This is a genomic window from Streptomyces sp. NPDC054841, from assembly GCF_053611045.1.
This window is the reverse complement of the sequence record NZ_JBSGZO010000241.1, coordinates 1-12911: the sequence shown is the minus strand read 5'-3', so window position 1 is coordinate 12911 and position 12911 is coordinate 1. Positions and strand designations below refer to the sequence as shown.

At 68.4% G+C, this 12911-nt stretch carries 11 protein-coding genes, 1 tRNA gene and 1 pseudogene; 6 read left to right on the top strand and 7 right to left on the bottom strand.

Annotated elements, in window-relative coordinates; all coding sequences use genetic code 11:
* Window positions 1-30: 30 nt before the first annotated feature.
* A tRNA-Trp gene (locus ACWGI8_RS27080) sits at window positions 31-105 on the bottom strand.
* A 345-nt stretch (window positions 106-450) separates the two neighbouring features.
* Window positions 451-999, bottom strand: coding sequence for a hypothetical protein (locus ACWGI8_RS27075; protein WP_453664736.1), 549 nt, complete (start codon window positions 997-999; stop codon window positions 451-453).
* A gap of 214 nt (window positions 1000-1213) precedes the next feature.
* Here ACWGI8_RS27075 and ACWGI8_RS27070 point away from each other — a divergent pair, with 214 nt between their 5' ends.
* Window positions 1214-1450 carry a hypothetical protein gene (locus tag ACWGI8_RS27070; RefSeq protein WP_453664734.1) on the top strand — a complete coding sequence of 79 codons (237 nt, stop codon included), beginning with the start codon at window positions 1214-1216 and terminating at the stop codon, window positions 1448-1450.
* Window positions 1451-1643: 193 nt separating this feature from the next.
* Window positions 1644-1856 carry a hypothetical protein gene (locus ACWGI8_RS27065; protein ID WP_453664732.1) on the top strand — a complete coding sequence of 71 codons (213 nt, stop codon included), beginning with the start codon at window positions 1644-1646 and terminating at the stop codon, window positions 1854-1856.
* Between the two features lie 232 nt (window positions 1857-2088).
* Here ACWGI8_RS27065 and ACWGI8_RS27060 read toward each other — a convergent pair whose 3' ends face one another.
* Window positions 2089-2295 carry a hypothetical protein gene (locus ACWGI8_RS27060; RefSeq protein ID WP_453664731.1) on the bottom strand — a complete coding sequence of 69 codons (207 nt, stop codon included), beginning with the start codon at window positions 2293-2295 and terminating at the stop codon, window positions 2089-2091.
* A gap of 520 nt (window positions 2296-2815) precedes the next feature.
* Between ACWGI8_RS27060 and ACWGI8_RS27055 the strand changes: the two are divergent.
* From ACWGI8_RS27055 to ACWGI8_RS27040, 4 genes and pseudogenes are all read left to right on the top strand, one after another.
* Window positions 2816-4254, top strand: a pseudogene (locus ACWGI8_RS27055) (LacI family DNA-binding transcriptional regulator); the annotation flags it as partial.
* 64 nt (window positions 4255-4318) lie between these two features.
* Window positions 4319-5572, top strand: a complete 1254-nt coding sequence (locus tag ACWGI8_RS27050; protein ID WP_453664729.1) for a hypothetical protein — start codon at window positions 4319-4321, stop codon at window positions 5570-5572.
* A gap of 26 nt (window positions 5573-5598) precedes the next feature.
* Entirely contained in the window at window positions 5599-5832 is a 234-nt protein-coding gene (locus ACWGI8_RS27045; RefSeq protein ID WP_453664727.1) for a hypothetical protein, read from the top strand.
* Window positions 5833-5846: 14 nt separating this feature from the next.
* A complete protein-coding gene (locus ACWGI8_RS27040) occupies window positions 5847-7016 on the top strand; it encodes a restriction system modified-DNA reader domain-containing protein (protein ID WP_453664725.1) in 1170 nt (389 codons plus the stop codon).
* A gap of 845 nt (window positions 7017-7861) precedes the next feature.
* Here the strand turns inward: ACWGI8_RS27040 and ACWGI8_RS27035 are convergent.
* The 4 genes from ACWGI8_RS27035 to ACWGI8_RS27020 are packed head-to-tail and all read right to left on the bottom strand — an operon-like array spanning window position 7862 to window position 12655.
* Complete coding sequence (locus ACWGI8_RS27035) at window positions 7862-8452, bottom strand: exonuclease (RefSeq protein WP_453664724.1); 591 nt, start codon at window positions 8450-8452, stop codon at window positions 7862-7864.
* 24 nt (window positions 8453-8476) lie between these two features.
* Entirely contained in the window at window positions 8477-8797 is a 321-nt protein-coding gene (locus ACWGI8_RS27030; protein WP_453664722.1) for a hypothetical protein, read from the bottom strand.
* Entirely contained in the window at window positions 8790-9869 is a 1080-nt protein-coding gene (locus ACWGI8_RS27025; RefSeq protein WP_453664721.1) for a hypothetical protein, read from the bottom strand. Before ACWGI8_RS27025 ends, ACWGI8_RS27030 begins: the two co-directional genes overlap by 8 nt.
* On the bottom strand, window positions 9866-12655 hold the full coding sequence (locus ACWGI8_RS27020) for an ATP-binding protein (protein ID WP_453664738.1): 2790 nt from the start codon (window positions 12653-12655) through the stop codon (window positions 9866-9868). Before ACWGI8_RS27020 ends, ACWGI8_RS27025 begins: the two co-directional genes overlap by 4 nt.
* Between the last annotated feature and the right edge of the window lie 256 nt (window positions 12656-12911).

Here is a 12911-nt window from a genome sequence, read left to right as displayed (position 1 = left end):
CCCGAGGACCTGGCCGCTCTGATGTTGTCGCAGGGGCGGCAGGATTCGAACCTGCGGCGTACGGGTTTGGAGTCCGTTGCTCTGGCCGGGCTGAGCTACGCCCCTTCGGTGGGTGGAGCTTGGCACGACGGCGATTCCCTGTGCCATCAGATTTCGTGGGGGCGCACGGCGCATGGAAGGCGAAACGGAACTCTCGATACCCTGGACGCCCCACGCCGGAAGGACCCCGAGATGACGACCGCCAAGCCCGGAGGTCGTCTGTACCCGCGTGCGGGGCGACCGCTCCCCTCCCGGAGGACCGGGGCCATCGGCCGCTGTGGGAGGCGGGCTGGTGCTGGATCGGGACGCAGGACCTGTTCCCGTTCCCCGGCTGTCCGCCGGTGATCGTGGTGGACGATCAGGGGCGGCACCGGCTCCCACAGCGCGTCTAAGCCTGCCCGTGCCCGGCGATCATGCTGGCCAGGGGCCCTGCGATGAGCTGGACAAGGCTTCGGTGATCATGCGGGTGGCGAAGTCGCGGTCGTCAGTGAGCCGGTTGATGTGCTCCGCGAGCAGCAAGGCCGTGGCTTCCAGGGGATTCATCTCGTCCCCGGTCCAGTCGCCGTACTGCTTGCGCCACAGGTTGGGGCTCAGGCCGGTGCCGGCCGCGACGACCAGGCCGGTCATGGTAGGGATGACCTCGGGACGGATGCTCTTGGGCATCATGCGCATCGAGGCCACGAAGCTGGGCACGACGTACTCAATGACGTCCCTGTCGTGGTCCTCGTAGGCCATCCGCAGCCACTGCATGAACATGTAGATGAGCGTGCACGCGCCGTCCAGCATGTCCTTGGCTTCGTCGGGGCCGAGGGACGCGGCGAACTGGTCGCTCAACTGCTGCTGCTCGAGGTCGGTCTCGGCCTTGCCGTCGTAGACGGCTTTGAGCCGAGAGTCGATCACCATGAGCGCAGCACCCACATCGCCGGCGGGAGCGTACTGGGGGTCGCAGGGCGATGACACAGGATTCCTCCTCGGGGTGATCGTGGGCAGCACGCCCTGTCCGACGGTAGCCCGCCGATGAGGCCACGGTCCGACGAATCCCGTTGGAAGCTCCCGGGGGCTTCGCCCAGCCAGCCAAAGGTGCCCTGCACTGCTCAAATGGATGGCACAAGCTCAAGATTCGCGTGGCACGGGACAGTGTCACAAGACAGCAGCCGTGAGGCAGACTCGGCCCATGACGACCCCCGTGCGCAGCGAGCAGGAAGCCCATCGTCTCCTTGACCGTGCCGACGAGCTCCGCGATGAGCGGCGCTACGAGGAGGCATTCCACTGCGCACAGGCGGCCCTGGAGGCGCTACCTGCCGACGGCAGCATGGACAGGGACGAGCGCGAGAAGCTCCAGCTCACTGCATGGCTCAAGCGCGAGCATGCCCTTGGCCGCCTGACCGAGATGCGAAGCACCGGAGGGTGAGTTCTCCCGTGATCGCACGGTGATCGAGCATCCTTCGACGGCACTCGCTCAATGTGCTGTCACAGCGCAGGGCGGCTCCAGCCGGGCGGGCGCCCCGTGTGTCCGACCCTCGTGTAGTGAAATAACAGCAAACAGCCAAACGCCCTGGGGCATGGGTCGGCCGGGGAACCCCTCTGTCCCTTGGGAGGGGCCCATGAGTGCGTCTTCCAGCGCGACCCCGCAGTCCGACCGGATCCTCGGCACGGTCATCGTCTTCCTGCTCGCCGTCATCATCACGCTGGTCGTCAGCTTCGTTCTGGTCGGCCTTGGCCTCTGCGTCCCCCTGACCGTTGCGGGTGGGGTCACGCTGTTCGTCTCCACGTCGAAGCTCGGGATGAAGGTCCTGGCCTACCTCGCTCCGGCCTGATGCGCGACGGCTCCACCAGGCGGTGGGCCTGGTGGAGCCGGATGAGCCGGTGCGACGGGGGAGACACACGGGCCCTGTACTGAGTGTGGCACGGCCGGTCCCGCGTACATGCGAAGGAACGCGGGACCGGCCCACGGGGCGCACCCGTCCTGTCAGGGGTGCCGACACCGACCGTACGAAGTCCAAGTGCTCCCTGCACGATCTGATCCCCCGTTGGGTGCGCCGAGAGGCGTCAGGCAGCTGGCTCCTCGCCCACGGCCTGCCTCAGTGCACGGGTGAGGATCTCGGTGTCGTCGACGGCGAGGAGCGCCTTCTGCAGGTTGACGCCGACCATGCCGACGAGCGAGGTCGCGAACACGAGGATCGCCCGCTCGCTGGTGGAGCACTTCAGGTAGACGGTGGTGATCCCCAGCTCGGCGACAGGCGGAAGGTTCTCCATGCGATCGTCTGCGAATACGCACCGCTCGGCGGGCAAATCCGACGTACTCCAGGGCGAGCCGGTTTGTAGTGGACGTGGCCGGCGCCCGCGCCCGGCGCGGCTACGTAGCCCGACGCAGCCGGGGAGGGTGCGCACACTGCGCCCTGCCGGCCAGCCGCCCTTCCGATACGATGCGTAGCCGCTTCATCTAGCCGGGAGCCCGTCTTACCAGGGGCGATACCCCTCCCGAAGCGGCGCTCGCTGGGGAGAATCTGGGGAGAATGAAGCTCCGTTGGGGAGCGCGTGGGGAGAATCGACTGCCTAAATGGGCAGCATGATGAAAGCACCTGAAACAGGCATCACCGCAGGTCACAGCGCCTCATCGACCGATTCCCGCAGGTCAGCGCCCCGAGGGCGACGACTTCAAGAAGATCTCCTCTCCCACCGACGCTTTGATTTCTCGGACAGGCCCCTGCCACCCCGCCCTTTTGGGTGGCCTGACCAGCCCAGCACCTACCTGACACACCATCAGAACGAGCGTGGCCAGCAAACCTTCGGCGAGTACGCCAACCGATGGTATGAGGCCGAGTACCTGGCCGCCTCGACCATGCAGAACTACCGGCACCACATCGAGGAACACCTGATCCCCGAGTTCGAGGACGAGGCGCTCGCCAGCATCCTGCGCACGGACGTCGATCTGTGGGAGAAGAAGGAGAAAGCCGTCTACGCGACCTCCAGCGTCAAGACCTGGCGCTCGACGCTCCACCTGATCTTCGAGGACGCGGTCGACGAGGGCCTGATCACGTCCAACCCGGCCGCCAGGTTGCGCGGGCGCAGCAAGCGCGCCAGCCGTTCCGAGGCCGCGGTCCGGAGAAGGTCGTCACTGACGCGCTCGGTATTCTGCTGACCGCCGAGCGGGCCGCCCTGCTGTCTGTCCGCGACGACGAGTTCGTCGCCGTGGTCCTCAAGGGGTACACAGGCATGCGCTGGGGTGAAATCGTCGGTCTGGAGGCGGAGTTCGCCCGCCCCGGCTCCATCCGCGTCGAGTGGCAACTGTACGAACTCGACACGGGTGAGCTGGTGCGCTGTCCGCCCAAGGACGACGGCTACCGCACCATCGACGCGATGGACTGGCTGTCAGCCCTGGTCGCCAACCACGTCGCCCGCACGAAGCTGACACCCTGTCCGTGCCACGGCAAGATCTACTTCTTCCGGGGGCAAGGCGTGGCCCGCCCCGGTGGCCACCAGGGCGCGAAGCTCATCGACGTCGCACGCCGCGCCGAAGTCTCTACAGGCACGGTGTCCAACGTCCTCAACCACCCCGATCGCGTCACCGAAGCCAAGCGGGTCAGGGTGGAACAGGCCATCGCTGACCTGGGGTTCCTGCGGGGCAGCGCGGTCTCGGAGCACGCAGCCCAGTGGCGCCGAAGCGGTTTCGCGACCTGGCTGTTCACCCCGGCGGTCTCCGGCTGGTACCCCAAGAAGGCACCACAGCAGGCCCGCCCCGTACCGCTGCTCGGCGAGCCGTGGCCCGGCATCCCGGACCGAGGACGCGGCGCCAGTGAGCGGGCCGACGCACGCTGGCTCGCGATCGCAAAGGGCCTCACACCCCACGGCCTCCGCCACACCCACCGGACCGTGATGGAAGACCTCGGCACCGAGAAGGTCCTCATGGACGACCGCATGGGCCACATCGACGGCTCGGTCTCGGCGCGCTACGCCCACGTCACCCCCGGCATGCGCAAACGCCTCATGCTCGGCCTGACCGAGCAGTGGGAGACAGCGCTCGACGCCCGACTGGCCCTGTGTCCGACGTCTCCGGTGCGCGTGCTCAACGATCTCCTGCGCGCACGCGCGTCCATGGTCCAATCTCCTCGCCATCGATCCATGCCCTGCTGCCGATCACGATGGCGGGGCCCAGCCCGTTCCTCGGCTAGCGGTCCCCGCCGGACGGGCTCGGGGCCCGACCCGAGGCGATAGATTTGGGTGCTTGTTCAACGCCGTGCCACGGTCGCCGGTGACGCTGACGAGGAGTGAAGGGAACGTGGGCCGAGTGCACCAGGCAGCCGCCGAGGAAGCCCTCGCGGAGTTGGCCGCCTCTTCCGCGAACTTCGGCTTCCTGCTGCCGCTGGAGCCCCTCCTACTGCTGTACGGCGCGGGTGCCGAGGCCGACGCGCACGCCCGCCCGGAGCGGTCTCTCGCTCAGGCTCGGCAGTTCGCGGAGGTGCTGACCGCGGAGTCCGCCCGGATGCTCGGCCCGGAGTCCGCCGGAGGCGCGGCCGACGGCCCGGTGCACCGCGCGCTGACCGAACTGCGCCGCTCCGGCGACCCTGCACCCGGCGGCGAGGCTGGACCGGACGACCGGTCCCGTGCGCGGCGTCTCGTACGGCACTGCTTTGACCTGGGCGTCTGGTACTTCCGGCTGCGGACCGGAGTGCGTGACGCGCTCTCCTTCGTCCCGTCGGCCGAATGGGACGACGCCCCGGCAGGCTCACCGCACCGGCAGGTCCCCATGTGGGAGCCAGTGACTGGCCTGGCCACCTGGGTCGCCCTGCTCGACGAGTACGTCCCCGTGCTGCGGCGAACCTTCGACCGGCGTACGCCTGCCGAGACGGCCACCCGTGTGTCCCTGAAGGCACGTTCGGCCCTCCTGGAGGCGGAATGGGGCGTCACGGACCTGCTGACCGAGGCGGGATGGACCGTACGGGACGATTCGGACGCGCCGCACGAGATACCGGTACGGGGGGTCGCGGTACGGGGCGCGGCGCAACCGGACCGGGCGGCGGGACCGGACTATGTGCTCCGCGTCGACGGCCGGCCGGTGGGCACCGTCGAGGTGCGGCCCCGCGGCGAGGATCTGCGGGCGTCGATGGCCCGGACTCGTGAGGCCGGCACCCGGTCGACGGCGTCCGCGGAGCGGCGGATGCCCTACACGTACGCCACCGACGGCGTCCGGGTGCTGTTCCAGAACGGGGATGACCCGAGCCGTGCCCCCGGGAGGTCTTCAGCTTCCACCAGCCGGACACCGTGGCCCGCTGGCTGCGGGAGGCCGTGGCCGATCCCCAGGCGCCGACGTTCCAGGGCCGCGTTCGCCGCCGTCTTCCGGACGCCACCCACGAGCCCCTCCTCGTCTCAAACATGCTGCGGCAGCAAATCCGAGTGCTCAACACGGACGCCGACGGACGGACCACGGCGCTCGCCCCGGATACCGCCCCGCGCGGCCGTGGAGCCGGCGGGCTGCTCACCTCGGACCTGTTCCGCCTCCGGAGCCAACTCGACGAACACACGCAGGACCTGATCGACGCCCAGTACCGCCTCATACCAGTGGCCAAGGACGACCCCGACGCCCGCCGAGAACTCCAGAAGGTGACCGACCGGCTCGATGGAATGGGCTTCGCAACGGGGCGCCGCGATCCGGTGCTCTCCTCCTTCCTGGCGGAACTGCACCGGCGACGCACGGAACTCATCGAGCGAGCCCGTAACGGCGACGCTACGGGCGAGGAGCTCGAAGCGACCGCACGCGTCCTCTTCGACGAGCGCTTCTCCCAGGGGGTCTGATCCTGGTGCGCCACGTGAACAACACCGGACTCACCGCCCCGCAGCAGTGGGCGGACAGGGCCGCCAAGGAACTCGAGAGGCTCCACGAGGACGCCGTGGACGCGGACAAGAAGTTCTCCTTTAGCGAGATGTGGCGGGAGGACGCGATCCGCGACCTGCTGATAGCCCTCATCGGAAAGAAGTGCTGGTACTGCGAGACTGGGTTCGTCCGCTCGCCATACCACGTCGACCACTACCGGCCGAAGTCCGCGGTCGCCGACGAGGCCGGGCACCGCGGATACTGGTGGCTCGCCTACGACCCCGCCAACTACCGCCTCGCCTGCCACCACTGCAACAGCGGCGGTGCTCGCTACGGCGATGAGAGCGCCGGAGTGGGCAAGGGAGCCCGCTTCCCCCTGCTCGGGCAACGCGCGTCGGAGGGCGAAAGCCTGGATGGCGAACTACCAGTGCTGCTCGATCCGGTGGTGGCCGAGGACGCCGAACTTGTGGGATTCGACAGGCAGGGCTACGCCCGACGCAGACCCGAACGGCGCTATTCCGACGACGAGGCGGCCCGGGACCTCTGTCGGGTGGACGAGACCATACGCATGCTCGCGCTCAACTCCGACCTGCTCACCGAGGGCAGGTCGACCTTGATCAGCAACGTGATAAAGCTCGTCGAGCTATACCTCATCCGCAGAGACGACGCCGTTGTGGCGCAGTACGCCCGCGATCATATCGACGGCCTGACCCAGACGACCGCCGAGTGGAGTGCGGCGGCCGAGGCGGCGGAGCGCCTAGCCCTCCTAGCCCACGACCGCCCGGGAGGTCACGCGCCACCTGGGGGAGGGACGGCAAGCGACGTCGCCGCAGGCGCGAGGGACGGAACCGAGCCCCTGTCGGCCACCCCGGCAAGCCACCGCGTCGACCTGCGGATCCTGGTGGCCGCCCTACCCTCCGAGGCGTTCTCCGCCGGCGGGATCACGTTGACGGGTCGGGGAAAGCGGGGCCCGGCCAGGGCAACCTTGCTGGCTGACGGCAGGATCATCTGCTTCCAGCAGCCCTTGAACACACCCACGTCCGCGGCGCGGATGGCGACAGGCGACGACCAGGTAGACGGATGGACCTTCTGGTCGTTAACTGTGGACGGCACGGCCAGGACGCTCTCCGACCTGCGCGACTCCCTGATCGCCCGGGACGGCTGACGCGCCGCCCCCAGAGGCAAGACACCTGACGAAACGTTCGGAGCCTGCTCGGCAGAGACATGTGCCCAATACCCAACCTCGGCGAGGACAACGCCGATGGCGAGCCCCGTACCCCGGTCCCGATAACCCCCGCGGTCTCGGCCTCCGTCCGTAGCTGGCCGGAGGCGTCGACGGGGAAACCGAGCGAACTCCCAGACCGATTCGACCTCCAATACTGTGTGTAGCTGGCTCCGCATGTCGTGATAGATGCCCCACCAGCGGCAGCGCCTTCAAGAACCAGCGTTCGCTGGGGAGAATCTGGGGAGTACGGGCGGCGCTGGGGAGCGCGTGGGGAGAATCGGCTGCGTAACGCGGCACGAGCGTGAAAGACCTTGAAAGACTCGTCTGGGCAGGTCAGAGGCGCGGAAGGCCGCATTATCGCAGGTCAGCGCCGCCAGGTAGACAACTTCATGACGTAGGTACCGAGGTCGTCGGCCTCGACGATTTCCGGGAGCGAGCCGCCTTCACGCAAGGGCGTGACGTAACGGGTCGCGATACGGGATCCGCCGCGGGCCATCTGGACCAGGCGGGTCGCGGCGTCGCGTCGCAGTCAGGATGTCCGGCAAGACCCGCCCGGGCGGACGGTGCGCACAGCGAAGGCTTGATTGATGCGTTCGACGACTTCCCCGAAGGCGGCCGCCGCGAGGCCGAGCGGAGCATCGCCGCCCAGCAACGCGGTCACGTAATCGATGGCTCGGGCAGGCGACAGCACGGGCCCTCTCTGCCGGAGGGTGGATCGACCAGGTACGGGCCATGGCCGATCAGCATGGCGCCGACTCGCCTGTTGCGCGTCCCCCGTTGACGGTTCAGACGTCGGCTTCCCAGCGCATCAGGTTCTGGAACAGCTCGGCCTGTTCGATCGCGTCGTCCAGGGCGTTGTGGGTATGGGGGCGCGAGGACAGCAGATGGCGTGGCATCGACCGCTTCGTCGCCTCGTTGATCGGCACGGCGGCTTTGGCGGCGTACAGCGTCTTGAGGTCCATGCAGCGGGAGTGCCCGAACGGCGAGCCGGCGTCGGCGAACTGCATGAAGTACCAGTACATCCACATCCAGTCGTAGCCCAGCGGGTACGCGACGAATACCGGAACGGCGGCCAGCTCGTCGGATACGCCTGCGAGCCAGGCAGCCGCAGCGTTCATGGCCTGCGCAGGATCCTGGCCTTCTCGTGCCAGCCGGCCGCGGTCCAGGCCGCTGACTGCCAGGGCCTCCGGGTCGTACGCGTCGCTGATCGGCTTGAGTTCGGCGTAGAACGTGCGCTCGGCGGGGTCACAGGCCTGAAACGCCGTTCCGTCGTGAACCCCCGCGACCGCCAGGCCGAAGCTCGACATCGAGAACGGCCCGGGTACCGGTCCGTCGGCCTCCACATCAGCCGAAACATGGAACTCAGATTTCGTCATTGCCTTTTCTCCGCGTTCCGAGCTCTACGAGGGAACCTGGGCGGTGACCGTCAGCCCGGCGTGGGCAGCTGCGTCCAGAACATTTCGCCGCACCTCTGCCGCTTCCTCGGCGGGCAGCGGATCCCGCTCGTAAGTGAGTGAAATCATCCAGTCGTCATCCGCGTAACGCCATAGGGACAGATGCACCCTGCCTTTCTCCTTGGGGCGCAGCTCCCGCCTCCCGAACTCCTCGTCCCAGTCATCGTCGAGGCGGCCTCGCGGCGCCAACCCCACCTTCTCCCGGAAGGCGGAGAGCCGGCCTTCGCTGAGCTCTCCCTTCATTCGAATCTGCAGCTGGTCATTCATCTACGTCGCCTCTCGGACGGTTGATGATCCAATCGGTTTCACGAAAATGCGTCGAGATTCCCTTGCCCACGTCGGTCCTGTCCGGGGGGCCGTCCGACGAGAACAGAGCCGGGGCCACTTCGCGCCCGGTCTCCTGCTCCCAGTGATTTTTCCACTCATTCAGAGCAGGGAACGCCTGTTCAACGGTCTTCTTGTCCACGAAGTCATACTTCGGGTGGATGACGGTGGGCCTGCGCACGTCGGGGTCCGCGGTCTCCCACGTCTCCTTGGCCTTGTCGACCATTTCGCTGGAGGAAAGCTGAACATCGTAGTCGCTGGGCGGCTCGCACGTGCCCTCACTGTCCTCCACCCCCAGCAGATGCTTGGCATCAAAGGGTATCCGGGCAGGCCGTTCGGATTCCGGTCGGTCACCCATCCATTCCGTCAGCCTGGCCTGTGCTTCGGGCTGGTCGGTCAGGTCCCGCTCAGCGGGAAAGTCCTTGTGGGACCCCGAGAAGAAATGTGCCGCTGAGCCCTGCAGGCGGATATCCACTCGCTCCGGATCGATCCCGTCCGCCGCGAGCGCTTCGTTCAGGCCGACTCTGAACTCCGTGAACTGTTCCGGAGTCATGCCCAGCGGCGCTTCGAACCGCTGCCAGGCCTCCACCTGCCCTTCGTCCAAACCCAGGTACTCCAAGTCCTCGGCCCGTATCTCGTACCCGGTGTCGTCGCACGGCCAACCCCGCACCCGGTCGCCCGAGTCCAGTTCCTCGACCGGAACACGCCCGGCTTCGTCTATCAGCCCGTTGGCCTGCGCCGCCTGCTTCCTGGCATCGACGGTGTCGGCAGCGTCCACGCTGTCGGCGTCGGCGTCGGCGTCGGCAGTCGACGGCTCCGCCGTGTCGTCGGGGGCTTCAGGCTCCTCCGGCTCAGCGCAGCCGTCCGGCGACCAGTCGTCGGCACCTTCGCCGCCGTCCGCTTCCGTCGGCTCCTTCGGCTCCTTCGGCTCCCCGACGGGCTCCGGGGTGTCCGGTAGCGGGGAAGGCGGAGGGACGTCCGCCGCGGTGGTCTCGGTTGCGTCGAGCTCGCTCACTCCGTGCCCCCCGCGACCTGTTCCGGCGCCGCCGGCTTACGGGGCCTGCGTGCGAAGCAGGCGAGCGCGCGGGCAAATCGCCTGGCCCACTCCTCCGACGGGTCCGCGCAGCCCACCGCCTTCTCCAGCAGCGACGGCGTGTACCGCCCGTGGTAGTACTGCCGCGTCTTCGTCCCCTTCCGGGCCTTCCACCGCGGCTCGGCGACCGGGCAAGGGTCGTGCCCGTCGAGTTGGGCCCGCATCACCGAGGCGACGTGCTGGGCCAGGGCGTCGGGCGAGGCCGCCGCTCCGACACGGCTGTGGACCGCGCGGTCGACCGCCTGGCCGATGGCGCACTCCACCATGCGCCGGTCCGCAGACCAGTAGGGGGCGAGGGCGCGGCGCATGGCCTCCCCCGGAAGGGGAGTGGTCCAGCTCAGCAGATGGGCCGCCACGGTCATCTCGGCCCAGAGCGTGATGCGCAGCTCGTCCTGTTCGTCCAGGCGTTGCGCGGTGCGCAGTTGCCGGAGCGTGCACGGGGCCGCGGCGCAGTCCGCGCTGCACGCCCGGCTTCGTGTCGAGATCATCGGGGCCGGTGACGCCGGGCGGATGGCTGCGGCGTCCTCACGGTCCGTACCGTCCTGCATGCGGACCAGGATCGGATAGTCCATGCCGTCGGTGAACACGGCGGCCTCACCCGGCTTGAGGGTGACCAGGTACTCCGACTGCGCCTCGGTGATGTTCATGGTGGCGCCGACGGCCTCGCGGTCGTCCTGTGCCGGCAGGCGGTGCACGACCTTGGCCGCGGTGTTCTTGATGACGTCGGGGACGAGTTTGCTCGGGATCTGGTCGGCGATCACCAAACCCTCGCCGTAGGCCCGGATCTCGGCGAGCAGGCCGGCGAACATCTCCACCGCATGCGAACTCGCTCCGCCCTCTTCGGAGCGGCGCAGCAGCCTGTGGGCCTCCTCGAAGACGGTCAGGTGACGCAGGGGGAAGGAGAGCCGTCGAGTCGTGCGCTGTTCCATCCGCAGGTACTCGACGAGCCTGATCAGGATCGTGCCCATCAGGAACGCCTTGTCCTTGTCGTCGCCGACATCCTCGATCTCGAAGACGACATTGCGCTTCAGCAGTTCGCCGAAGTCGATGGGGTGGCCACCCTCCAGGAACCGTCCCGTGGTCCCGAGCCGGAGACTGGCGAGCCTGATCTTGATGAAGCCCTGGACGTTGTCGGTGATCTCCTTGCCGTAGCCGATATCCGAAACGACCTGCAGGGCCGTGTGCTCCAGGTCCTCGAGCGTCGGGTAGCGCGGCTCGGTCCCGGCGATCTTCGGTTCACCGAGGGTGAGGTCCCAGCCCAGGTCCTCGTAGCACCGGGTCAGAGCAGCGCTCAGTACCTGCGGGAACGGCTCCTGCGGGTCGAAGGAGGCGAGGAAGAGTGCGCGGACCATGTCCAGATGGGTCTGCAGGGGGAAGCGTTCACCGCCTGCGAAGACGGATGGTTCCAGCGGGTTCAGCCCGGCGGGGAGTGCTTCGCGGTCACCGGGCTTGATGACGATCACCTCGTCCTCGTCCCTCAGCCGCGCGGACATGAACCGGTACTCGGCCTTGGCCGGCTCGACGACCAGCCAGGGCAGACGCTCGCGCGTGGCGGCCTCGAGCAGGCCGCGGACCGTCTGGGACTTGCCGCCGCCCGTCGCCCCGCAGACGAAGGTGTGCCGGTTGAGCGTGGAGCGGGGCAGATCCAGATCGCCCACGGGGCTGCGGTTGCGGTCCAGGATCGCGCCCAGCCGGATCGGGGCGGCAGGTGGCGGTGTGCGCTGAGCAGCGTTCTCCGGGGTGACGTCGAATTCCGGGCGAAGTGCGAAACGTATGCCGGGGATCTCCTGGGAAGGGGTACGGACGACGGCCGCGAGCAGCTCCGAACTCGCGTGGAACGGGAAGCCCGTGGGTTCCGGCAGAGAGCCGCTGAGCAGGGTGGGCAGATCACCCCACTGCCCGGTCGGCTTGAGCGCATACGGCAGCCCTTCGAGGTCCGTCGACGCGCAGACCAGGGCCGCAACGCGTTGAGCGTCCTCGGCCGTGGCGGCACCGGCCAGGAGGCGTACCCGCCACAGCCCGGTGGCCGCTGCCCTGGTCAGCTCCTTGTGCCTGTGCTCCAGCCGAGCGCTCTCGAGCCCGTATTCGGGTGAGCTCTCCGCCTTGGACCGCACTCTCCGCTGCCGGTCCGCCGTCTCACCGGCCATCTCGTCGAGTTCATCCGGCGCCAGCGGGTCGGCCACCACCAGCCAGGCGAAGGACTCCTGCCACACGCCGAGGAGGCTGTCCTCAAGGGTGGGGCGGATTCGGGACACCCCCCGCTCCCGGGGTTCGTCGTCGACCAGGAGCCCGTCGGCGACTCCGGCGATGGCGGTCCAGTACGGGAAGCGCGCCATGGCCTCGGTGAACGTCCCCGGAGGTGTTCGTCGTGCGCGCGCACCTGCGGGGAGGCGGAGCAGTACCGCCTCCGGGTCGGCCGCGTCATCGCTGCCGACGAGGGACGAGCCGCCGAGGAAGACGTCGACGGAGCGTGCGGCCGAGGGGCGGGACCAGCTGAGAAGGACACGTCCCGGGGGCAGGCCGGCGGTGTCCGCCGGGCCGGTGGCGTGACAGGCGGAGACGAGCGCGGCGAATCTCTGGGCGCGCAGATCGTCGTCACGATCGGCAGGCCGTGAGGAGTCCGGCCTCGGGCGCGGCACCTCGGTCAGGCGGTAGGTCGGCATGCCCAGGATCGGGTGCCATGCCTCGTTCTCCCGTGCGGTCCACATCACGGACGCTCACCCGAGCCGGAAGCCGCCCGCAGCGAGTCGTACGCGCAGCCAGTCGCCGGGAAGTCGTTCATGGTGGCCCCGCCCGATGTCGAGCTCCGGATCCTGAGTTGAGCTGAGTCGTGTTCGTGTTCGTGTTCGCGCAGAACGGTCGGCACGATTCCCCCGTTGATTCGATCTTGAGGCCGCATCCTGACCTTTGGGTTTCGGGGCCGTGGGGCCGCTGACGTGCAGCGGTCCCACGGCGATGCAGCTA

What these genes read in the sequence shown, in the direction of transcription:
- ACWGI8_RS27035 (WP_453664724.1), bottom strand. Translation starts at nt 8,452, where the DNA reads ATGACGAAATCTGAGTTCCATGTTTCGGCTGATGTGGAGGCCGACGGA.
- ACWGI8_RS27065 (WP_453664732.1), top strand. Translation starts at nt 1,644, where the DNA reads ATGAGTGCGTCTTCCAGCGCGACCCCGCAGTCCGACCGGATCCTCGGC.
- ACWGI8_RS27060 (WP_453664731.1), bottom strand. Translation starts at nt 2,295, where the DNA reads ATGGAGAACCTTCCGCCTGTCGCCGAGCTGGGGATCACCACCGTCTAC.
- ACWGI8_RS27020 (WP_453664738.1), bottom strand. Translation starts at nt 12,655, where the DNA reads ATGTGGACCGCACGGGAGAACGAGGCATGGCACCCGATCCTGGGCATG.
- ACWGI8_RS27070 (WP_453664734.1), top strand. Translation starts at nt 1,214, where the DNA reads ATGACGACCCCCGTGCGCAGCGAGCAGGAAGCCCATCGTCTCCTTGAC.
- ACWGI8_RS27030 (WP_453664722.1), bottom strand. Translation starts at nt 8,797, where the DNA reads ATGAATGACCAGCTGCAGATTCGAATGAAGGGAGAGCTCAGCGAAGGC.